Source organism: Photobacterium jeanii (assembly GCF_001650345.1).
Lineage (GTDB): Bacteria > Pseudomonadota > Gammaproteobacteria > Enterobacterales > Vibrionaceae > Photobacterium > Photobacterium jeanii.
Genome location: NZ_LVHF01000015.1, coordinates 144,054 through 164,090 on the forward strand (window position 1 = coordinate 144,054; position 20,037 = coordinate 164,090).

Genomic DNA, 20,037 nt, shown 5'->3' on the forward strand with positions numbered 1-20,037 from the left:
TTTGTAATGCCAATCGATAATCTCTGCCGATTATCATGTTACATTTTAAGTTGAGCTTAGCGCCAATCGTGGGCTAAGGATTAAGCGAACTAGAGCGAAGGTCATGCAGCAATACATTGAATTTTTCAGCAGCAACCCGATGTTATCCCTACTGTGGGTTGGTCTGTTTGTGGCAATCATCATGTCATACGTGAAGCAAAAAACCGCAGGCTATCAAATTGTGACACCCGCCCAAACAACAAACATGGTAAACCGTGAAAATGGTGTGGTGGTTGATATCCGCTCTCGTGACGAATACCGTCGTGGTCATATTGCGGGAGCACATCACATTTTGCCAAGCCAAATCAAAGAACAAAACTTTGCTGAGCTTGAAAACCACAAATCTGACCCAATCATTGTGGTATGTAAGACAGGTCAAACCGCACAAGACAGTGCCAATGAGCTACACAAAGCAGGCTTTGTGAACGTAAGCGTATTGAAAGATGGTTTGATTTCTTGGAACGAAGCTAACTTGCCGCTGATCCGCAGCAAGGGTAAAAAATAAGCTAACGTTTTAAGGTCACGTATTCAGCCAAGGTGAGTCGGTGTTCACCTTGGCCACACTTTATTCATTCATCCTCTGATGAATACGGAAAATACAAGGATTCCAACATGGCTGAAGCAGCAAACAACGAAGCACAACAAAACTTCCAAATTCAACGCATCTTCCTAAAAGATGTTTCTTTTGAAGCGCCTAACTCACCTGAAATGTTCCAAAAAGAGTGGAACCCAGATGTGAAACTAGACCTAGACACGCAAAGCCGTGAACTAGCTGAAGGCGTATTTGAAGTTGTTCTTCGTCTGACTGTAACAGTGAAAAACGCAGAAGAAACAGCGTTCCTATGTGAAGTTCAGCAAGGCGGTATCTTCTCTGTTGACGGTATGGAAGCACCACAACTTGCACACTGCCTAGGCGCATTCTGCCCGAACATCCTATTCCCATACGCGCGTGAAACTATTTCAAGCCTAGTGGTTAAAGGTACGTTCCCTCAACTGAACCTAGCGCCAGTTAACTTTGACGCGTTGTTCATGAACTACCTACAAAACCAAGCTGAAGCGAACCCAGAAAACGCAGACGCTTAATCAAAGCGCGAGTCGATATGGATCAGAACGCAACTCAAAACGTCACTATGACGGTACTCGGTGCTGGCTCGTACGGCACCGCGTTAGCCATTGCCTTAGCACGCTCCGGCGCTAAAGTAGTGCTGTGGGGTCATGAGCCTGAGCATATTGCTCAGTTGGAAATTGACCGTGCTAATGAAGCCTTTCTACCGGGCGTCGCTTTTCCTGAGTCATTAATTTTGACCGCGGATTTAGCGCAAGCGGTAGCAGCAAGCCGTGATTTACTGGTGGTGGTACCTAGCCATGTATTTGGTGATGTCCTAACTCAAGTAAAACCGCATTTGCGCGATGATTCGCGTATTTGCTGGGCGACCAAAGGTCTAGAGCCTGAAACAGGGCGTTTGTTGAAAGATGTGGCGCACGAGGTACTCGGGGAGCAAATTCCTCTGGCTGTACTATCAGGGCCTACATTTGCGAAAGAGCTTGCTGCTGGGATGCCAACAGCCATTGCTGTGTCATCGCCGGATGTGAATTTTGTCCGCGAACTGCAAGAGAAAATTCACTGTAGCAAGTCGTTTCGCGTATACAGCAACACTGACTTTATCGGCATGCAGCTCGGCGGCGCGGTGAAAAACGTGATTGCCATTGGCGCGGGGATGTCGGACGGGATTGGTTTTGGTGCCAATGCACGTACTGCATTGATCACCCGTGGCCTAGCAGAAATGTGCCGCTTGGGTGCCGCATTAGGCGCACAACCTGAAACCTTTATGGGCATGGCTGGCTTGGGTGATTTGGTACTTACTTGTACCGATAACCAATCGCGTAACCGCCGTTTTGGCTTGGCATTAGGTCAAGGTCATAACGTCGATGATGCGCAAGAGACCATTGGCCAAGTGGTGGAAGGTTACCGTAACACCAAAGAAGTGTGGGTACTTGCCGAGCGTCATCAGGTTGAAATGCCAATCACAGAGCAGATTTATCAGGTGTTATACCAAGGTAAAGATGCCCGTGAAGCCGCTAAAGATTTATTAGCGCGTGAAAAGAAAGACGAGCAAGTCTGATTTTCAAGGCATAACATCGCTTTAGATGCATTATTAACAACGCGAGCTGATTAGCTCGCGTTGTTTTTTTTTGCCAGCAGGTTACAGTTATACCAAGGCTGACAAGGTCAGCGGATGGGTAGTTTGATAACTACCAAAGAATTAGGTGATTTACTGTATCCGTTATCTTGCCGTGCGCTGTGGGAGATAACGAATGGAATGAATGACTTTTGCATCATTACACAATTATAAATAGAGGGTCATGTGAAGGAATGTAAGCAGCACAGCCTTTGGCAAGCGATCAAACAGGAAGCGCGAGAGCAGTCAGAGCAAGAACCAATGTTGGCCAGTTTTTATCACGCGACCATTATCAAGCACGATAACTTGGGCGCAGCGTTAAGCTATATTCTCGCCAATAAGCTAGCGACACCGTCGATGCCAGCGATGGCTGTACGGGAAGTGATAGAAGAAGCTTATATGGCTGATTGTATGATCACCGAATCAGCAGCTTGTGATATTCGTGCTGTGGTTGAGCGTGACCCTGCGGTTGGTATGTACTCTGTACCACTGCTGTACTTAAAAGGCTTTCACGCGCTGCAAGGCTATCGTGTGGCTAACTGGTTGTGGAAACAAAACCGCATTGCGCTAGCTGTGTATTTGCAAAATCAAATCTCAGTGAGCTGTCAGGTGGATGTTCATCCTGCGGCTAAGATTGGTCAGGGGATCATGTTTGACCATGCGACCGGGATCGTGATTGGTGAAACCGCTGTGGTTGAAAACGATGTTTCCATCCTGCAAGACGTTACTTTGGGGGGGACGGGTAAAGAAGGTGGCGACCGTCATCCGAAGATCCGCGAAGGGGTGATGATAGGTGCGGGTGCTAAAGTGCTGGGTAACATTGAAGTGGGCGAGGGGGCGAAAATTGGCTCCTGCTCTGTGGTGCTTAATGCCGTGCCTGCCCATACGACAGTGGCGGGTGTCCCGGCGAAAATTGTTGGTCGCCCAAGCACTGAAAAACCGGCGATGGATATGGATCAGCGGTTTAACGGTAATTCGCAGACCTTTACCGCAGGCGATGGGATTTAACCTTCGTGCTCTAGCGCCTGACGGGAATGAAAAAAGCAGCCTTGGGCTGCTTTTTTATTGGTTAGAGCGATAGCGAATTATACCGCGCCTTGGAAGCCCAATTGACGCCACGCTTCGTAGCCGATGATTGCGGCAGCGTTGGAGAGGTTAAGGCTGCGGCTGTCTGGGTGCATTGGAATGCGTAGACGCTGCTCAAGCGGCAAGCTTTCAATAAACTCAGCCGGTAAACCACGGGTTTCAGGGCCAAACAGTAGGATGTCCCCTTCCTCAAACTTCGCATTGGTATGGAAGTTGGTGGTTTTGGTGGTGCAAGCAAACAGACGGCGATCACCGACAGCCTCTAGGAAAGCGTCGAAGTTCTTGTGACGGTGAACATGGGCCAAATCATGGTAGTCCAACCCAGCACGGCGTAGTTTCTTCTCTTCTAAATCAAAACCCAGTGGTTCAATCAGGTGGAGATTGGCACCACAGTTCGCACACAGGCGAATAATATTACCCGTGTTTGGGGCAATTTCTGGCTCGTATAAAGCGATATCAAACATAATCACGTCAGTCTGCAAAAAGTATTTGCCGCCATTGTAACCAATAACGGCAAGCCTGTACTAGCGACGAGTGACGGTCTTAAGGATCAGCTCTTTTCCCGAGGGAGACAAATCGTCACGCACAGTCCACCTAAGTGGCTTCTGCTGGCGGTGATGGTACCACTGTGCTGACGGATAGCACTTTCGGTGATCGCCAAGCCAAGCCCCGTACCGCCACTGCTTCGGTCGCGCGCGGTCGAGACGCGATAGAAAGGACGGAAAATATCGGTAAGCTCATCGTCGGGTACCCCTTCACCGTTATCGTCAACTTGGATCTGTAGTTGGTGGGCAGTGGCACTGATGTGGATCTCGATCTGATCGTCACCGTATTTAATGGCGTTGCGCACTACGTTTTCGACGGCACTGATCAAGAGATTAGGGTTACCACTGATCGGCCAAGGTTCAAGGGCGGAGAAGGTCAGTGATTTTTCACATTGCTCGGCTTCAAAGCGAGCGTCTTCTAACATTTCGAACCACAAAGTGTGAGCATCTGACAGCTCGCGTTGTTGGTGGCTGTTGACCTGCATGCGTGACAGTTCGAGCAATTCGCTGATCATTTTCTCCAACCGCTCTGCTTCGGTATCAATCCGGCTAAGTTCGTTGCTCTCCCCTTGCTTACGTTGCGCTAACGCCGTTGCCATCCGTAAGCGTGTTAATGGTGAGCGTAGCTCGTGAGAAATATCAGATAGCAGACGTTGCTGACCGCTGATCATCTGATTGATTGCTTGTACCATTTGGTTGAAGCTGGCGCCGGCTTGTTGGAATTCGACTGAGCCTTTTTCTAGTTCAGGATCAGGGCTAAATTGCCCGGTAGCTACCCGCTCAGCTGCTTGCTGGAGACGGCGTGCTGGACGGCTGATTGCCCAGGCCAGCCACAGCAGGAATGGGGTGCTGACGAGCATAGTCACCAGCAATAACTGGAATGGCTTATCTAAAATCTGAATAAAGAACGGCGGTGGCTTATGCCAAAAGCTGCCGAGGTACATCAAAGCACTTTGCCCGCCATCCTCAATTTTGAACGGACCCGCCATCATCCAACGCCCGTATAAGCGTTGTATTGGTTGATCTGGGCTATCCGCGATGGTGATAAAGTTGCGCAGTGCTTTGTTACGCCCATGCGGGGCGATCACCTCGCCGTCGAGAGTAGTGAAATACACCCGAGCGTTGTCGCGCTTTTCATGACGCGCCACCATCTTGAGCTTACGTTCGAGTGTGCCCGGGTATTCACTGATCCGCTGGCTGATTTTGCTGGCAAAGTGCTGCATTCGGTCGAGATGCTGCTCTGGGATGGTGTGTTGCGCACGAGGGTCAAGACGTGGGAGCAGCAACAATGCGACTACGACGAGTAGCAGGGTGAGCCAGAATACCGCGAAGATTCGGCCGTATAAGCTGGAAAAAAGAGGTCGTCGCATCATAGTCTCTCGTATTCGTGGTTTGAAATCGTTACTGAGTCGATTCGTTCACTAACAGATAGCCTTTGCCACGCAGGGTTTTAATGCGTGGTTTGCCGTCTTGGCGCTCTGGCAGCTTTTTACGGACATTGGAAATGTGCATATCAATCGCACGATCAAACGGCGCGAGGCGTTTGCCAAGCACTTCGAGGCTCAATTCTTCTTTGGCGATAATTTTACCCGGGTGCTCGATCAAATAACTGAGCAATGCCAGCTCGGTGCCAGTCATGTCGATAAGCTGCCCCTGACAAGTGACTTCTTGGCGCCCTGGATACACTTCAATATCTTGGCATCGTAAGCATTCTGGCTCAGCGTCGGCTTTACTGTGGCTGTGTTGGGTACGGCGTAAAATAGCGCGCATCCGTGCCAATAATTCACGATCGCTAAAAGGTTTCGGTAAGTAGTCGTCAGCGCCAAGCTCTAAGCCAATCACTCGATCAATTTCTTCGCCTTTGGCCGTGAGCATCAGAACGGGAATGCTGTGATTTTCACGTAGGCGGCGCAGCATCTCGGTACCGTTGAGTTTGGGCATCATTACATCGAGTAAGATCAGGTCGATGCTGTCATCAACCATCGCCAATCCTTGCTCACCATTATTGGCTTCACATACGTCAAAGCCTTCTAGTTCAAGAATATCGGTTAATAGGGCGGTGAGTTCGGTATCGTCATCAACCAACAGAATTTTTGCCATCGCGGTTGCCTTATCTTTATAGAGGGGCGGTAGCTTTAGTATCCCCAAACTTCATTGTCTCGCCAAGTGAGTCGGGTTTGATTTACGCAGCTTTACGTTCATTCGACAGCAGTTTACCTAGCGCGAGATATGATTAACTCATACACCGATAACGGCAACCGGAGAGAAACAATGAACAGCTTTAAGAAAACACTTGTGATGGCAATCGCCCTTCCTTTAGCACTGGGTTCTGCTTCTGCACTGGCTTACGGTGGCGGCAAGTCACACCACGGCGGTAAAGGCGGTTGTGGCATGATGGACGGTGGCAAGAAAATGTTCCGCGCATTGGATTTAACCAGTGAGCAAAAAACGCAAATGAAAGAGCTGCGTGAAAGCCATCGCGAGCAGCGTCAAGCGAATGATGATGTACGCGAAGCACGAAAAGCGTCGCATCAACAAATGCAGCAACTGCTACTGGCTGAGAACTTTGATGAAGCCGCAGTACGCCAGCTTGCGCAGCAAATGTCAGAGCAGCAGTTAGACCGTCGCGTAGCCATGCTGAAGAATCGTCACGAGATGCTGAATATTCTAACGCCAGAGCAAAAGACCAAGCTGCAACAACTGCAAAGTGAGCGTATGGCGAAATGCGAAGCACGCCGTGATGAGCGTCGCGCTACACAATCAAACTAACACGATCTTACTTTTAGGTTGGAAATGATGCCGCAGCTTAGGTTGCGGCTTTTTCATTTTTTCAACATTCTCCGACATTTTTGTTATTAATTTTCGCAGCAAAACAGCTATACTTCCGACCAAGTAAATTGTTGGCAGCTAAACTAAAAGTAGCCCAAACGATTAATGGCAGTCATGCACCGCTTTGCATCACACCATAATTGTGATTTTCATGGACGACAAATCAGCAAAACTCTCGGTTATCGCTCATGATGAATGCAGATGAGGTGGCAGTGACGCCACACACAAGAGGCATCTCGCTTTGCGATCTAAGTGGTCAGTACCACTGAGTCGTAAGGTGAGCTATTACGTGATGTGTCTGAATGTTGAATAATGTGAAGTCACAACTGATCGTGATATGAATCAACGAATTTTTTTATCTAGATTGTAATACTCCTACATTAGTAGGAAAGTTACAGTTTTCGCGAGCATAGGGTTAACCTATGGCCGAGAGGGGGAACCTCGGCAACTCGTGTCTGGATTTGATTTTTCAATTCCCAAAGTCAGAGGGTAACCATGATTAAGAAGATTGGTGTTTTGACCAGTGGTGGTGACGCACCTGGTATGAATGCAGCGGTTCGCGGTGTTGTTCGTGCAGCGCTATCAGAAGGCCTAGAAGTATTTGGTATTTATGACGGCTACCAAGGCCTACACCAAAACCGCATCGAGCAACTAACGCGTACTAGCGTATCAGATGTGATCAACAAAGGCGGTACATTCTTAGGCTCAGCACGATTCCCTGAGTTCAAAGATGAAAAAGTACGTGAGCAAGCGATTGAGAACCTAAAACTTCACGGCATCGACGCACTTGTTGTTATCGGTGGTGACGGTTCATACATGGGTGCGAAGAAGCTTACTGAAATGGGCTACCCATGTATCGGTATTCCTGGCACGATTGATAACGATGTAGCAGGTACGGATTACACTATCGGTTACCTAACTGCACTGAACACTGTTATTGATGCGATTGACCGTCTACGTGACACGTCTTCTTCTCACCAACGTATTTCTATCGTAGAAGTAATGGGTCGTCACTGTGGTGATCTAACCTTAATGTCTGCGATTGCAGGTGGCTGCGAGTACATCATCACACCTGAAACGGGTCTTGATAAAGAAGCGCTGATCGCCAAGATCAAAGAAGGTATCGCAAAAGGTAAGAAACACGCTATCGTGGCACTGACTGAGCTGATGACAGACGCAAACGAGCTGGCGAAGTACATCGAAGATGAAACTGGTCGTGAAACGCGTGCAACTGTTCTTGGTCACATCCAACGTGGTGGTCAACCAACGGCATTCGACCGTATCCTAGCATCACGCATGGGTGCTTACTCGGTTGAGCTTCTGCTGCAAGGCGAAGGTGGTCGTTGTGTGGGTATCCAAAACGAAAAAATGGTTCACCACGACATCATCGATGCGATTGAAAACATGAAGCGTCCAGTACGTAAAGATCTGTACGCGATTGCTGACAAGCTATTCTAAGTAGCGGTTAGTAAGCATGAAATGAGCCGACCTTGGGGTCGGCTTTTTAGTACCTGAAGTTTGGCGCTACGTGGATGACAGGTACAAAAAAGGCCACCGAAGTGACCTTTTATCAAGCGAATTAGCGGTTAGGCTAACTTATGCTTTTTTCGCAGTCGCTGCAGCTTTAGCGATAGCAGCAAAGCTTTTCGCGTCTAGTGCAGCACCACCAACTAGTGCACCATCGATGTCTGGTTGTGCGAAGTAAGCTTCAGCGTTTTCTGGCTTAACAGAACCGCCGTATTGGATAACAACTTTGTTAGCTACTTCTTCAGATTTTGCTGCAATGTGAGCACGGATAGAAGCGTGGATGCGTTGTGCATCTTCAGCTGTTGCTGCTTTACCAGTACCGATAGCCCAGATTGGTTCGTAAGCGATGATTGCGCCTTCAAGAGCTTCAACACCTTGAGTGTTGATCACTGCGTCGATTTGACGAGCACATACAGCTTCAGTTTCGCCAGCTTCGTTTTGTGCTTCAGATTCACCGATACATAGTACAGGTGTTAGGCCGTTTTCTTTTAGGAAAGCGAATTTCTTAGCAACGAACTCATCAGACTCAGCGTGGTATTCACGACGCTCAGAGTGACCGATGATGATGTGGCTTGCGCCGAAGTCTTTAAGCATCGCTGGAGACATATCACCAGTGAAAGCACCGCTGTTGTTTAGATCAGTATTCTGTGCACCAAGAATGATCTTGTTACCGCCAGCTGCGATTTCACGCTCAGCTAGGTCGATGTATAGCGCTGGTGGAGCAACGGCAACGTCAACACCTTCAACACCTTCTAGTTCAGCGTTAAGGCCTTTAAGAAGGTCAGAGACCATTTCCTTGCTACCGTTTAGCTTCCAGTTACCCATAACTACAGGATGGCGCATAGCATTTCTCCAAATTTAATAGATGTAAATTAAAACAAATCGGTTTAAGTAACCGGTGAAATTGGCAGGAGCCAATATGAATTACTTAATTCGATTGGTTTCAATTACGTAAAAATATAACAGAAATCTGACTAATTTTACTGTCCGAAATCATTATCGTGTTTGGTTGTACCTTTTTCATGAAGAAAAGTGAATAACTAAACCGTAATTAATGACGAATTTTGGGAAATTTTCGTGGTAGTACAGAAAATAGACAGTGATCCTTGATGGAGTTTTACACTTTGCTAGTCGCGATAAATGGTTAATTAATGTACGGTTTATAGTCTAAAGCGCTACAAAAATTGGTTATTTAAGGAGGAATGATGCCAAACCTAGTGGTGGAGTATGCCGACCCTGTGGCCGAGCGTGTCAATGTGGCTGGTTTGCTGGACGATTTACATCGGGTAATGGTGGACAGTGATTTATTTGAGCCGGATGCGGTGAAGACGCGGGGTTATCCGTGCCATCACTGGCTGATCGGTGATGATGGCACGCGACAAACCTTTATCCATTTAGAGCTCAGCTTGCTTGCTGGCCGCACTTTAGAGCAGAAGAAACCTTTGGTGCAGGCGCTGATGGCTGAGCTTGAAAAGCACTGTGGTGACATTAACAGTTTAACGATCGATGTGCGTGATATGGACACCAACGCCTTCTTGAAAGTGAGCTGCTAGGTTACAGGCTTATCACATTCTATGTTAACCATTCTCGCCGCTAGGTGGGCTCGTTGGAGCTGGGCGGCGAAACGGTTTAATTTCTGCTTGGTGTTGGTGCAAGGTTTGCGGCGCATTGAGTGCTTGTGAGAAACGCACAATTTGCTTGTGTAATTCAGCCCGTAGTAGCACGTTGACATGATTAGGGTTTTTGCCACTGGCAATCACCTGATTGATATGGCTCTGCTGAGCTTGCAACCGAGGCTGCATCTCAGGGCTGGCGTTGTCGATAATGGTTTGACTCATCTCGATACGGAGCGCATCGAGTGCTGCGGGATCTTGCTCGGCGAGAGTTTTGAGTTCGTCAAAGCTGGGCAGGGTTTGGCAAGCGGTCTTGTTGCGGCCTTGTGTGTGGTGGATGTTGTGATCGTGACCCATAACCGACTCCTACAAACTGACTCTGATCTAACCCTAGCCAGTCGGAGGCAATGCCGACTGACTCAGGTTTGAGACATAGTAAGAATTTGAGAGCCAAGCAACGGTTTTATTGTCCGGTTGCCCGTTTCTATCGCACGAGATGCGAGCCTTTACGGTGATCCGCTTTTCTATTACCCGCCTTTTTATTATCGGTCTTTTTGATTACCAATAATGCTCCATGGTGATTTGCCCTGGCGCGCGACGTAGGTTTTTGGTTAAGCCCTTGGCCTCAAGTGCGGCTTTGGTGTCACGTACCATCTGAGGATTCCCACACAACAGCACTTGGCTTTGCTCGGCATTGAGCGGTAAGCCCACTCGACGCTCTAACATTCCATCTTCAATGGCTTGTGGAATTCGACCCGGTAACGACAGTGGCGCGGGTTCACGACTAACAAAGGGTTGGACGATCAGTTGCTCGGCGTATTGCTCTTGGAGGGCGTTGATTTCTGCCTGATAACTTAAATCCGCCGCGTAGCGTACCGCATGGATCAAGATGATTTTACGAAAGCGCTGCCACGGCGCTTTTTCGCGTAGCATCGATAGGTAAGGGCCAATAGCAGTGCCTGTCGCCAGTAACCACAAGTGTTCGCCATTGGGTACTTCATCGAGGGTGAAGTAACCGCTGGCACGCGCTGAGACATACACAGTATCACCTTCTTCGAGTCGGTGAAGGCGAGGAGATAACAGCCCGTCAGCGACACGGGTGGCGTAAATTTCGAGGTTATTATCGCTAGGCGGGTTCACGAACGAATAAGCACGCTGGATCATTTTGCCATCAATTTCTAAACCCAGTTTAGTAAATTGCCCGGCCTTGAACGGCTCGATATTGGCGCGTAACGTCAAACTGAACAAATCCTTGTTCCAGTGACGATTTTTGATGACTTCAGCAGGGATCCAGTCAGCCATAATGCGGCTCCTTATTCTAATTGTTCATGATTCGATAAGCGCAACGCCTCTCTCCGGCGATAATGTGATCATTGCGTTCCACGCGGTATTGCTCTCCCAATAAACGTTGGAAGACATTCAGTTCTGACTGGCACAAGGACGGGCAGCGTTTCGCCGCATGGCAAATGGGGCAGTGGTTCTCTACCAGCAGGTAGCCTTGCTCATCGTGTAGCAGCTCAGCCATGTAGCCTTCCTGCTCCCTCAGTGTAGTCAGTAATTCCAGTTTTTCTTTTAAATTTTCGCACTTGGCGAGGGCTTGTTGGTACTGCGCGAATGTTTGTTGTTCTCGCTTTTCAACAATCTGAGATAGCCCCGAAGTGCCAAAAATTTCTTCCACCGAATCGAGCATTTGGATAATAAGATCGCCATGACGGTCGGTGAACTGATCGTGCCCCTGAGCGGTTAACCGCCAGTGGCGAGTAGGACGGCCGACTTTGACTTTAACATCGTAGAATTCGACCAGCCCTGATTCTTCTAATCCTTGTAAATGCTGACGCACCCCCATAGTAGTGAGCTTGAACTCTTGAGCGAGTTCTTTGGCGGTGGCATCGCCTTCACGCTTCATGCGCTGGAGAATTTTATCAATGGTTTTCATAGCAACGTCTTCCTTTGTCATCGCTATTATGTAATCAGCAAGCTAAATAAAGCAACGACTTTACAAATTAAGCATAGAAGATGGAAAGCGGAATGGGAAAGATAAAAATAAGGCGTGCTGGGTGCACGCCTTGGACCTTGATTGCCTGTGAGGCAGGTAAATGTCGATCAAATTACAAGATATGACCTTTGATCGCGTCGTCTTTACGCGATAGGTAATGAGTCGATTTGATGCGACGGATAGTACGGCATTTACCACGGATAAGTAGTGTCTCTGTGGTCGCAATCTCGCCTTGGCGGCTGATGCCATCAAGTAGATCACCTTTGGTGATACCAGTACCGGCGAAAATTACGTTATCGCTTTGCGCCATGTCTTCCATACGTAGCAGTGCGTTTGGCTCAATGCCCATTTCCGCACAGCGGTCGATTTCGATTTGACCAAGACGACGGTTTTCTTCGTTGTCTTCTTTTACTTGGTGACGAGGGATCAAACGACCGTGCATGTCACCGCCTAGGGCGCGGATAGCGGCTGCCGATACCACACCTTCAGGTGCACCACCGATGCAGTACATTACGTCCACTTCGCTGTCTGGCATACAGGTTAGGATAGATGCGGCTACGTCACCATCAGGGAAAGCGAAAACACGCACGCCCATCGCTTGCATGTCGGCGATCACTTGGTCGTGACGCGGTTTAGCTAGCGTGGTAACCACAAGGGTATCCAGTGTTTTGCCTAGTGCTGCGGCAATGTTTTCTAGGTTTTCAGCCAGCGGCTTACCTAAGTCAATTGCGCCTTTTGCTCCTGGACCGACAACCAGTTTTTCCATGTACATGTCAGGGGCTTTAAGGAATGACCCTTTTTCACCTGCGGCAAGAACGGCTAGGGCATTGTTTTGACCCATGGCTGTCATGCGGGTGCCTTCGATTGGATCTACTGCGATATCAACAGCATCGCCGCCTAGACCAACCTTTTCACCGATGTAAAGCATAGGTGCTTCATCGATCTCACCTTCACCAATTACGATTTCACCTTCAATCTCGGTTTGATTAAGAAGGGTGCGCATCACTTCAACTGCTGCGCCGTCGGCTGCGTTTTTATCACCACGGCCAAGCCATTTGTAGCCAGCCAATGCGGCACCTTCAGTGACGCGGGAAAATGCCATCGCTAAATCGCGTTTCATGGTTACTCCGGAAATTGAAATCAGTGGGCTAATTTAACTGGCGGCGATTTTAGCACAGCTCTCAGTGAAACGTTTGCGTTAATTTAAAAACGTACCAGATCTCTCGGCTGTCGTGAAAAAGATCACGGCAATAAATGCTTAATTCGCTCAAAATATCAGCATAAAAATATAATTTAATTAGAGAGATACCATGCACAGGCTGATCAAGCGCTTTCGCCGTGAGGTGAAGCAAGAAAACCAACAGCTCAATCGTCGTCAGCAACGTAAAGCGGCGAAAACATTACGCCGATTCGAGTACGCGTTGTTGATGTTGTTGGTGATTGTCGTCGCGATTCCGATTTTATGGCATAGCTTATTGAGTTGAGGTTTAGTGTAACCAGAATAAGTGGCGAGATTGGCGCTGAATTTTCTTCTTGATAATGAGAAGAAGTGATAGCCAAGGAATAACAAAAGAAAGGTCTGCCAATGGCAGACCTTTTTCGTTGGGGAACAGTCAGAGAAGAAAGACGGCTTATTCTTCGTCGTCGATATCGACCGCCCAGCCTTTGGCACATTCAACGGCACGTTGCCAACCGCGGTAGCGACGGTCACGTTTCTTGTCGTTGGCACAAGGCTCAAAGCTGCGATCGAGCACGGCTTTGTCTTTTAGCTCATCAATGCTAGTCCAGAAACCAACCGCTAAACCAGCAAGGTAAGCTGCACCTAATGCTGTTACTTCTGTTACAACAGGGCGGTGTACTTCGGTGTTTAGGATGTCAGATTGGAACTGCATCAAGAAGTTATTGGCAACTGCACCACCATCAACACGCAGGTTCGCCAGTTTGATCCCTGAGTCCGCTTGCATTGCATCGAGTACGTCGCGAGTTTGGTAAGCGACACTTTCTAGTGTGGCGCGGATGATGTGGTTGGAGTTAACGCCACGGGTTAGACCTACAATCGCGCCACGAGCATATGGGTCCCAGTATGGTGCGCCCAGACCAGTAAACGCTGGTACTACGTACACACCGTTAGCACTGCCGACTTTCTCTGCAAAGTATTCTGAATCGCTGGCATCGCTAAGGAGTTTCACTTCATCGCGTAGCCATTGAATGGATGCCCCACCCATGAAGACAGCACCTTCAAGCGCATAAGCCACATCGCCTTTTGGTCCACATGCGAGTGTGGTTAGTAGACCGTTGTGCGATGTTACTTTGTCTTTACCTGTGTTCATCAGCAAGAAACAGCCTGTGCCGTAGGTGTTTTTGGCTTGGCCTTGTTCAACACACATTTGACCAAATAGCGCTGCTTGTTGGTCACCAGCAATACCCGAGATAGGAATACGCGTACCGCCCTTACCACCAATGTTGGTTTGACCGTACACTTCAGACGATGGTTTCACTTCAGGCATCATAGATAGTGGAATATCTAGTGCTTTCAGTAGTTTCTCATCCCATTGTAGGGTGTTGATGTTGAACACCATGGTACGTGAGGCGTTGGTGTAGTCAGTCACATGCACGCGCCCTTGGGTCATCTTCCAGATCAGCCAAGTATCGACGGTACCAAACAGGAGGTTACCAGCTTCCGCTTCTTCGCGTGCGCCTTCTACGTTGTCCAAAATCCACTTGATTTTGGTACCAGAGAAGTAAGGGTCAACCACTAAACCTGTGTTGTCGCGGATGTACTCTTCAAGATCTTGTTTTTTTAGCTCTTCACAGATATCTGCGGTACGGCGACATTGCCATACGATCGCATTGTAAACCGGCTTACCTGTGTTTTTGTCCCACACAATGGTGGTTTCACGTTGGTTGGTAATACCGATACCCGCGACTTGGTCAGAGCGGATCCCTGCTTTCGCGAGTGCTTCAACCAGAGTGGAGCTTTGGGTTGCATAGATCTCCAGTGGATCATGCTCAACCCAGCCCGCTTTCGGGTAGATTTGGGTAAATTCACGTTGCGCAGTGCAAACGATATTGGCGTTGTGGTCTAGCACAACAGCTCGGGAACTGGTTGTACCCTGATCAAGTGCAACAATGTACTTTTGCTCAGTGGTCATCACATTTTCCTCAATATATTTTTATAGGGTAGTAGAGAAGGATGCTAACGTCTGCCTACGCGGGCGGTCTTCGTGCCACACTCGGATAGGTAGGCATCCTTATTTCTTATATGCTTTTGATTTCGCTAGTGCGATTACACACTTGCGGTTTCTTGTTCTTCGTCGCCTTCACACTTGTTTGGCAGTGTGCATTTGTTGCCAGGTAGGTACAAAGCGATGGCTTTTGGGTACAACCAAGCACCGAAGCTAGCACCAAGGATAGGTGCGACAATAGGTACAATCATGTAAGGGATATCTTTGCCGCCAGAGAGGGCAATATCGCCCCAACCTGCTAAGAAAGCAAAGAATTTAGGACCAAAGTCACGAGCTGGGTTCATGGCGAAACCCGTTAGTGGGCCTAATGAACCACCGATAATCGCAATCAAGATACCGATCAGTAATGGACCCATTGCGCCGCGTGGGGCTCCGTTTTTATCATCGCCAATCGCCAAAATAGCGAACATCAGTACCGCGGTGATCACAAATTCAACCGCCATTGCACCACTGAATGTTAGGGCTGCGTGTGGGTAGGTTGAGAAGATCCCTGCGGTCGCTAAGCTGGCTTCCGAGCCACGGATGATCTGGTTAGTGGCTTCAAACTCAGCAAAGAGGTTACTGTAAAGGGCATAGATTAAAGCGGCCGAGCAGAAAGCACCCAGAACTTGGGCAATAATGTAAGGAGCGACTTTGCGTTTATCAAAGCCGTGGAACAGTGCGAGAGCAATAGTCACCGCAGGGTTGATGTGTGCGCCTGATACACCGGCGGTGCAGTAGATCGCGATAGCGACACCTAGGCCCCACATGATGCTTATTTCCCACTGACCGAATTGCGCACTGGTTAATACCAATGCTGCAACACAGCCGACACCAAAGAAGATCAGCAAGCCTGTGCCTATAAACTCAGCGATACACTCTCCCAACAGAGTGTGTTGTTTTGAGTTGGTCATCTTTCAGTCCTTTTATCGATATGTTGTAGGGGTATTGTTGTTATATTTTGGGTGCGGCAATGTGCCACATACCGATATTATGAAAATATTCTCAAGGAAAAAATGTGCGTTCGAGCATAAACAAAGAATATTAGCGTTCAAACGCGCAAGCGTTTGCGTGTTTTATGATTGGAATCTCATTTTTACCAAATGACTCATATAATGAGCGAAAAACAACATTTTAGGGTGCGGCTGGATAGGTAGGTTATTGAATTGAAATAAAAAATCCGACCTAAATTAGGTCGGATGTGCCAGACTGGGCAAATCTTGGATAAATCCAAGAGAGATACGATCAAGCTCAAAAGTAGCACGCTCACGGTGCATGAAAATAGATTAAGATCGCAATTCTACGCATTGTGTCACGGTTATTTTTCGAATTAATCCTGCCCCAATAGTGCCTATTCATGCAGTTGGATAATAAAAAGGTCAATAAGGTTGAAGTGGATGAACATGCAAACCGCATCATGGCAGGGATTGCGCGATATCGGTCATATTGAGGTTTGGATAGCGCGATCAGCTTCTATGCAAAAATTCTATTAAATTTGTTTGTTTTTTGACCGCTTGCAAAAAAGCACAGGAATAGGGGATGCTTGATAGCCGTTGCGTGGTTAGAATAGATTTCAACATCGCGTATCAAACACGCTCGTGCCCCGTCTTATCAGGGTTGAGGCGATGCGGACGAGCCCATAATCAGGTGAACTTTATGTCATTAGAAATGTTGGAAAAGCTAGAATCAAAAGTACAAAGTGCGGTTGATACAATTTCTCTACTACAAATGGAAATTGAAGAACTAAAAGAAAAAAATGAAACTCTAGCAATGGAAGCGCAAGAATTACGTTCAGGTCGCGAAGAGCTAGTACAAGACAACGAGAAACTACGTAACGACCATAATGCATGGCAAGAGCGTGTACGTAATCTTCTAGGTAAGATGGATAGCGTAGAGTAAGTCGAGCTGTTCACCATGCAGCGCAGCTGGTACTGAGCTGCATGGCCTTTTCGCTAGGGTCGAATGAGAGGATTAATCGATGTCTAGCGGTTCAGGAGAAAGGATAACGCCTGTGTTATCTGCATAGATGTGATCTTCTGGTAAGAATGTCACCCCACCAAAATTCACCGCCACATCCACTTCGCCAACACCTTGCTCGTCAGCCCCTACTGGAATTGATGCCAGCGCTTGAATGCCAAGATCAAGTTCATCAAGCTCATCGACATGGCGCACGCTACCGTAAACAATCAAGCCTTCCCATTCGTTATCGGCTGCCAGTTGGGCAAGCTCAATATCGATCAAAGCACGACGCAGTGAACCACCACCGTCGATCAGCAATACGCGACCTGCTCCCGGTTGTTCTAGCACCGTATTGATAAGACCGTTGTCTTCAAAGCATTTTACAGTGGTAACTTGGCCGCCAAACGAGCTGCGACCGCCATAAGAGCTGAACATTGGCTCCACTACATCTACTTTATCGAGATAGATATCGCATAGCTCTGAGGTGTTATATTCCATAAGTTCACTTCTTGTTGTGGCGAAAGGATCTGGGTTAGACAATTTGTTCTAACTTGTTGAAAGTATAACCAGCTCAAGGGTCATTGCAATAACCCTTGAGCGTGCAAACTAGGCTAGCATCACACCTGCAGCAAATAGCAGGTTGGTCAGTAGGGCACATTTCACCATAGTGGCCATCATTGGGCGTAAGGCGGCACCATCGGCTGATTGCAACACCTTTTTACCGTGACTAAACAGTAATGGTGTGCCGAGGATGAACAACCACCCAAATGGTGAGTGCATTTCTAACAGCGCAAACAGAGCCAAACACAGCATGCTACCGCCGAGTAGGAACAGGTGGTATTTACGTCCCCAGTCAGGTCCCATGCGCACAGCAAGGGTGAGCTTGCCACAGGCGCGGTCGTTGTCGATATCGCGTAGGTTATTGATGTTCAACACTCCTACCGCCAATAAACCACAAGCGGTCGCCGGCAGCATGATCACTGAATCTATGGTGCCTGCTTGCAGGTAGTAGGTTCCTGCTACACCCAGCCAGCCAAAGAACATCAGTACAGATAAATCGCCCAGACCACGGTAGCCGTAAGGCTTGTTACCAACGGTGTAAGCAATCGAGGCTGCAATCGCCATTAGCCCGAGTAACATGAAGCCGAAAATATCTTGCAGGTTATTACAGGCAAGGAAAATCAAGCTCAGGCCGCTTGCGACGGTGAGGATGATATTCACCACCATGGCTTTGCGCATCGCCTTTGGGGTCACCAAGCCAGCTTGAATGGCTCGAGTTGGTCCCAGGCGGTTGTCGTTGTCGGTTCCTTTGACAGCGTCGCCATAGTCGTTAGCCAGGTTAGAGAGAATTTGGAGCAACAGCGCGGTTAGTAACGCCAGCGCTGAAATTGAAGCAGAAAAACTTCCTTGCCATCCTGCCACCGCGCTACCACATACGATAGATGCGATCGCCAAAGGTAAAGTTTTTGGGCGGGCGGCATCTAACCAAATCGCGAGTGAAGAAGATGTTTTCATAATGTCGTACTTAGCAAACAGTTGAATCGCTATTATGGCGCAATTCCGTCGCTGGGCAAATTTATCGCAACAATGTTTGTTTCAGAACAAAATTTGTGAGTTAGGTCGTAGGTTGGGAGAGTCAGAGGTAGCGCAAAAAAAACGGCGCACCGAAGTGCACCGTTATCATGGTTTATGAGACCGTGATTACAAGATGAAGCGGCTAAGATCTTCGTCTTCAACCAATTCACCAAGACGCTGACTCACGTATTCAGCATCAATCACGATCTTATCGCCTGATTTTTCAGTCGCATCAAACGACAGCTCTTCCATCAGACGTTCCATCACAGTGTGAAGACGACGTGCACCAATGTTTTCAGTACGCTCGTTCACTTGCCATGCTGCATCTGCGAGCTTGTTGATACCGTCTTCAGTAAATTCAATGTTCACCGATTCGGTTTCCATTAGCGCACGGTATTGCTCGGTCAGTGACGCGTTTGGCTCAGTCAGGATACGTTTGAAATCGCCGCTGGTTAGGGCTTCTAGTTCAACACGGATTGGTAGACGACCTTGCAGCTCAGGGATCAGATCCGATGGTTTCGCCACTTGGAAAGCGCCCGATGCCACGAATAGGATGTGGTCAGTTTTCACCATACCGTGCTTGGTTGATACTGTGCTGCCTTCTACCAATGGCAGTAGGTCGCGCTGTACACCTTCGCGAGATACGTCAGGACCTGATGATTCGCCACGCTTACAAATCTTGTCGATTTCGTCTAAGAATACGATACCGTTATTTTCAACCGCGAAGATCGCTTGTTCTTTTAGCTCTTCTTGGTTAACTAGCTTCGCCGCTTCTTCTTCGGTCGCCGCTTTCATCGCATCTTTGATTTTCATCTTACGCTTCTTGGTGGTGTTACCCGCCAAGTTTTGGAACATGCCTTGCAGTTGGTTGGTCATGTCTTCCATGCCTGGAGGCGCCATGATCTCAACGCCCATCTGCGGGGCTGCGATATCGATTTCGATTTCTTTGTCGTCCAATTTACCTTCGCGCAGTTTCTTGCGGAAAGATTGACGCGTCGAAGAGTTCGTATCGCTCTCTTCATTCTGACCCCAGGCATCGCGTGCTGGTGGTAGCAGGATATCGAGAATGCGGTCTTCAGCTTGTTCTTCTGCGCGGAATTTTACTTTTTCCATCGCTTGTTGGTGGGTCATCTTCACGGCAACGTCAGTCAGATCGCGAATGATGGTTTCTACTTCTTTACCCACATAGCCCACTTCGGTGAACTTGGTCGCTTCTACCTTGATGAATGGCGCGTTAGCCAGTTTCGCTAGGCGACGTGCGATCTCGGTTTTACCCACACCCGTTGGACCGATCATCAGAATGTTTTTTGGGGTTACTTCAACGCGCAGCTCTTCTGGAAGCTGCATACGGCGCCAGCGGTTACGTAGGGCAATAGCAACGGCGCGTTTAGCTTTGTCTTGGCCGATAATATGGCGGTCAAGTTCGTGAACAATCTCGCGAGGAGTCATCTCAGACATGGTAAC

Annotated in this window: 22 protein-coding genes; 9 read left to right on the forward strand and 13 right to left on the reverse strand. The window is 48.3% G+C overall.

What is annotated here, in order from left to right; translation table 11 throughout:
- Positions 1-103 precede the first annotated feature (103 nt).
- From A3K86_RS08770 to cysE, 4 genes are all read left to right on the forward strand, one after another.
- Positions 104-544: a rhodanese-like domain-containing protein gene (locus A3K86_RS08770; protein WP_068330522.1), complete on the forward strand. Its 441-nt coding sequence runs from the start codon at positions 104-106 to the stop codon at positions 542-544.
- A gap of 107 nt (positions 545-651) precedes the next feature.
- Positions 652-1,122, forward strand: a complete 471-nt coding sequence (gene secB, locus A3K86_RS08775) for a protein-export chaperone SecB (protein ID WP_068330523.1) — start codon at positions 652-654, stop codon at positions 1,120-1,122.
- Between the two features lie 17 nt (positions 1,123-1,139).
- Positions 1,140-2,162 carry an NAD(P)H-dependent glycerol-3-phosphate dehydrogenase gene (gene gpsA / locus A3K86_RS08780; RefSeq protein WP_068330524.1) on the forward strand — a complete coding sequence of 341 codons (1,023 nt, stop codon included), beginning with the start codon at positions 1,140-1,142 and terminating at the stop codon, positions 2,160-2,162.
- Between the two features lie 243 nt (positions 2,163-2,405).
- Positions 2,406-3,227, forward strand: a complete 822-nt coding sequence (cysE, locus tag A3K86_RS08785; protein ID WP_068330525.1) for a serine O-acetyltransferase — start codon at positions 2,406-2,408, stop codon at positions 3,225-3,227.
- Positions 3,228-3,304: 77 nt separating this feature from the next.
- On the opposite strand, the gene trmL is transcribed toward cysE, so the two are convergent.
- The 3 genes from trmL to A3K86_RS08800 all read right to left on the reverse strand — a co-directional run bounded on the left by trmL (position 3,305) and on the right by A3K86_RS08800 (position 5,950).
- The gene (trmL, locus tag A3K86_RS08790) at positions 3,305-3,769 is read right to left on the reverse strand and encodes a tRNA (uridine(34)/cytosine(34)/5-carboxymethylaminomethyluridine(34)-2'-O)-methyltransferase TrmL (RefSeq protein WP_068330526.1); all 465 of its coding nucleotides are present in this window, start codon (positions 3,767-3,769) and stop codon (positions 3,305-3,307) included.
- Positions 3,770-3,855: 86 nt separating this feature from the next.
- On the reverse strand, positions 3,856-5,220 hold the full coding sequence (gene cpxA / locus A3K86_RS08795; RefSeq protein ID WP_068330608.1) for an envelope stress sensor histidine kinase CpxA: 1,365 nt from the start codon (positions 5,218-5,220) through the stop codon (positions 3,856-3,858).
- 31 nt (positions 5,221-5,251) lie between these two features.
- Positions 5,252-5,950 (reverse strand): response regulator, encoded by a 699-nt coding sequence (locus A3K86_RS08800; protein WP_068330527.1) that lies wholly within the window; start codon positions 5,948-5,950, stop codon positions 5,252-5,254.
- Between the two features lie 171 nt (positions 5,951-6,121).
- Between A3K86_RS08800 and A3K86_RS08805 the strand changes: the two genes are divergently transcribed.
- Together A3K86_RS08805 and pfkA are read left to right on the forward strand one after the other, a co-directional pair.
- Entirely contained in the window at positions 6,122-6,619 is a 498-nt protein-coding gene (locus A3K86_RS08805) for a CpxP family protein (RefSeq protein WP_068330528.1), read from the forward strand.
- A 555-nt stretch (positions 6,620-7,174) separates the two neighbouring features.
- Entirely contained in the window at positions 7,175-8,137 is a 963-nt protein-coding gene (gene pfkA, locus A3K86_RS08810; protein WP_068330529.1) for a 6-phosphofructokinase, read from the forward strand.
- Positions 8,138-8,275: 138 nt separating this feature from the next.
- Here pfkA and tpiA read toward each other — a convergent pair whose 3' ends face one another.
- Positions 8,276-9,049, reverse strand: a complete 774-nt coding sequence (gene tpiA, locus A3K86_RS08815) for a triose-phosphate isomerase (protein ID WP_068330530.1) — start codon at positions 9,047-9,049, stop codon at positions 8,276-8,278.
- 362 nt (positions 9,050-9,411) lie between these two features.
- Between tpiA and A3K86_RS08820 the strand changes: the two genes are divergently transcribed.
- Positions 9,412-9,759 carry a 5-carboxymethyl-2-hydroxymuconate Delta-isomerase gene (locus tag A3K86_RS08820; RefSeq protein ID WP_068330531.1) on the forward strand — a complete coding sequence of 116 codons (348 nt, stop codon included), beginning with the start codon at positions 9,412-9,414 and terminating at the stop codon, positions 9,757-9,759.
- 24 nt (positions 9,760-9,783) lie between these two features.
- Here A3K86_RS08820 and A3K86_RS08825 read toward each other — a convergent pair whose 3' ends face one another.
- The 4 genes from A3K86_RS08825 to glpX all read right to left on the reverse strand — a co-directional run bounded on the left by A3K86_RS08825 (position 9,784) and on the right by glpX (position 12,935).
- The gene (locus A3K86_RS08825) at positions 9,784-10,176 is read right to left on the reverse strand and encodes a DUF3135 domain-containing protein (RefSeq protein ID WP_068330532.1); all 393 of its coding nucleotides are present in this window, start codon (positions 10,174-10,176) and stop codon (positions 9,784-9,786) included.
- A gap of 201 nt (positions 10,177-10,377) precedes the next feature.
- A complete protein-coding gene (locus A3K86_RS08830; RefSeq protein WP_068330533.1) occupies positions 10,378-11,121 on the reverse strand; it encodes a ferredoxin--NADP reductase in 744 nt (247 codons plus the stop codon).
- A gap of 16 nt (positions 11,122-11,137) precedes the next feature.
- Complete coding sequence (locus A3K86_RS08835; protein WP_068330534.1) at positions 11,138-11,755, reverse strand: helix-turn-helix transcriptional regulator; 618 nt, start codon at positions 11,753-11,755, stop codon at positions 11,138-11,140.
- 172 nt (positions 11,756-11,927) lie between these two features.
- Positions 11,928-12,935, reverse strand: a complete 1,008-nt coding sequence (gene glpX / locus A3K86_RS08840) for a class II fructose-bisphosphatase (RefSeq protein ID WP_068330535.1) — start codon at positions 12,933-12,935, stop codon at positions 11,928-11,930.
- A gap of 190 nt (positions 12,936-13,125) precedes the next feature.
- Here glpX and A3K86_RS22650 point away from each other — a divergent pair, with 190 nt between their 5' ends.
- The gene (locus A3K86_RS22650; protein WP_157599460.1) at positions 13,126-13,299 is read left to right on the forward strand and encodes a hypothetical protein; all 174 of its coding nucleotides are present in this window, start codon (positions 13,126-13,128) and stop codon (positions 13,297-13,299) included.
- Between the two features lie 147 nt (positions 13,300-13,446).
- Here the strand turns inward: A3K86_RS22650 and glpK are convergent, their stop codons facing one another.
- Positions 13,447-14,967 (reverse strand): glycerol kinase GlpK, encoded by a 1,521-nt coding sequence (gene glpK, locus A3K86_RS08845; protein WP_068330536.1) that lies wholly within the window; start codon positions 14,965-14,967, stop codon positions 13,447-13,449.
- A gap of 134 nt (positions 14,968-15,101) precedes the next feature.
- Positions 15,102-15,953, reverse strand: a complete 852-nt coding sequence (locus tag A3K86_RS08850; protein WP_068330537.1) for an MIP/aquaporin family protein — start codon at positions 15,951-15,953, stop codon at positions 15,102-15,104.
- Positions 15,954-16,695: 742 nt separating this feature from the next.
- On the opposite strand from A3K86_RS08850, the gene zapB reads away from it, so the two are divergent.
- Positions 16,696-16,938: a cell division protein ZapB gene (gene zapB / locus A3K86_RS08855; RefSeq protein WP_068330538.1), complete on the forward strand. Its 243-nt coding sequence runs from the start codon at positions 16,696-16,698 to the stop codon at positions 16,936-16,938.
- A 72-nt stretch (positions 16,939-17,010) separates the two neighbouring features.
- On the opposite strand, the gene rraA is transcribed toward zapB, so the two are convergent.
- The 3 genes from rraA to hslU all read right to left on the reverse strand — a co-directional run bounded on the left by rraA (position 17,011) and on the right by hslU (position 20,031).
- The gene (gene rraA / locus A3K86_RS08860) at positions 17,011-17,496 is read right to left on the reverse strand and encodes a ribonuclease E activity regulator RraA (RefSeq protein ID WP_068330539.1); all 486 of its coding nucleotides are present in this window, start codon (positions 17,494-17,496) and stop codon (positions 17,011-17,013) included.
- A gap of 108 nt (positions 17,497-17,604) precedes the next feature.
- Positions 17,605-18,513: a 1,4-dihydroxy-2-naphthoate polyprenyltransferase gene (locus A3K86_RS08865; protein ID WP_068330540.1), complete on the reverse strand. Its 909-nt coding sequence runs from the start codon at positions 18,511-18,513 to the stop codon at positions 17,605-17,607.
- 186 nt (positions 18,514-18,699) lie between these two features.
- On the reverse strand, positions 18,700-20,031 hold the full coding sequence (gene hslU / locus A3K86_RS08870; protein ID WP_068330541.1) for an HslU--HslV peptidase ATPase subunit: 1,332 nt from the start codon (positions 20,029-20,031) through the stop codon (positions 18,700-18,702).
- Positions 20,032-20,037 lie beyond the last annotated feature (6 nt).

Bases quoted from the DNA above. Each gene is read 5' to 3' on its own strand.
- A3K86_RS08850 (WP_068330537.1), bottom strand. From the start codon at position 15,953: ATGACCAACTCAAAACAACACACTCTGTTGGGAGAGTGTATCGCTGAG.
- trmL (WP_068330526.1), bottom strand. From the start codon at position 3,769: ATGTTTGATATCGCTTTATACGAGCCAGAAATTGCCCCAAACACGGGT.
- A3K86_RS22650 (WP_157599460.1), top strand. From the start codon at position 13,126: ATGCACAGGCTGATCAAGCGCTTTCGCCGTGAGGTGAAGCAAGAAAAC.
- A3K86_RS08865 (WP_068330540.1), bottom strand. From the start codon at position 18,513: ATGAAAACATCTTCTTCACTCGCGATTTGGTTAGATGCCGCCCGCCCA.
- pfkA (WP_068330529.1), top strand. From the start codon at position 7,175: ATGATTAAGAAGATTGGTGTTTTGACCAGTGGTGGTGACGCACCTGGT.
- cpxA (WP_068330608.1), bottom strand. From the start codon at position 5,220: ATGCGACGACCTCTTTTTTCCAGCTTATACGGCCGAATCTTCGCGGTA.
- zapB (WP_068330538.1), top strand. From the start codon at position 16,696: ATGTCATTAGAAATGTTGGAAAAGCTAGAATCAAAAGTACAAAGTGCG.
- A3K86_RS08805 (WP_068330528.1), top strand. From the start codon at position 6,122: ATGAACAGCTTTAAGAAAACACTTGTGATGGCAATCGCCCTTCCTTTA.
- gpsA (WP_068330524.1), top strand. From the start codon at position 1,140: ATGGATCAGAACGCAACTCAAAACGTCACTATGACGGTACTCGGTGCT.
- A3K86_RS08820 (WP_068330531.1), top strand. From the start codon at position 9,412: ATGCCAAACCTAGTGGTGGAGTATGCCGACCCTGTGGCCGAGCGTGTC.
- A3K86_RS08830 (WP_068330533.1), bottom strand. From the start codon at position 11,121: ATGGCTGACTGGATCCCTGCTGAAGTCATCAAAAATCGTCACTGGAAC.
- A3K86_RS08825 (WP_068330532.1), bottom strand. From the start codon at position 10,176: ATGGGTCACGATCACAACATCCACCACACACAAGGCCGCAACAAGACC.
- rraA (WP_068330539.1), bottom strand. From the start codon at position 17,496: ATGGAATATAACACCTCAGAGCTATGCGATATCTATCTCGATAAAGTA.
- glpX (WP_068330535.1), bottom strand. From the start codon at position 12,935: ATGAAACGCGATTTAGCGATGGCATTTTCCCGCGTCACTGAAGGTGCC.
- A3K86_RS08800 (WP_068330527.1), bottom strand. From the start codon at position 5,950: ATGGCAAAAATTCTGTTGGTTGATGACGATACCGAACTCACCGCCCTA.
- tpiA (WP_068330530.1), bottom strand. From the start codon at position 9,049: ATGCGCCATCCTGTAGTTATGGGTAACTGGAAGCTAAACGGTAGCAAG.
- secB (WP_068330523.1), top strand. From the start codon at position 652: ATGGCTGAAGCAGCAAACAACGAAGCACAACAAAACTTCCAAATTCAA.
- hslU (WP_068330541.1), bottom strand. From the start codon at position 20,031: ATGTCTGAGATGACTCCTCGCGAGATTGTTCACGAACTTGACCGCCAT.
- A3K86_RS08835 (WP_068330534.1), bottom strand. From the start codon at position 11,755: ATGAAAACCATTGATAAAATTCTCCAGCGCATGAAGCGTGAAGGCGAT.
- glpK (WP_068330536.1), bottom strand. From the start codon at position 14,967: ATGACCACTGAGCAAAAGTACATTGTTGCACTTGATCAGGGTACAACC.
- A3K86_RS08770 (WP_068330522.1), top strand. From the start codon at position 104: ATGCAGCAATACATTGAATTTTTCAGCAGCAACCCGATGTTATCCCTA.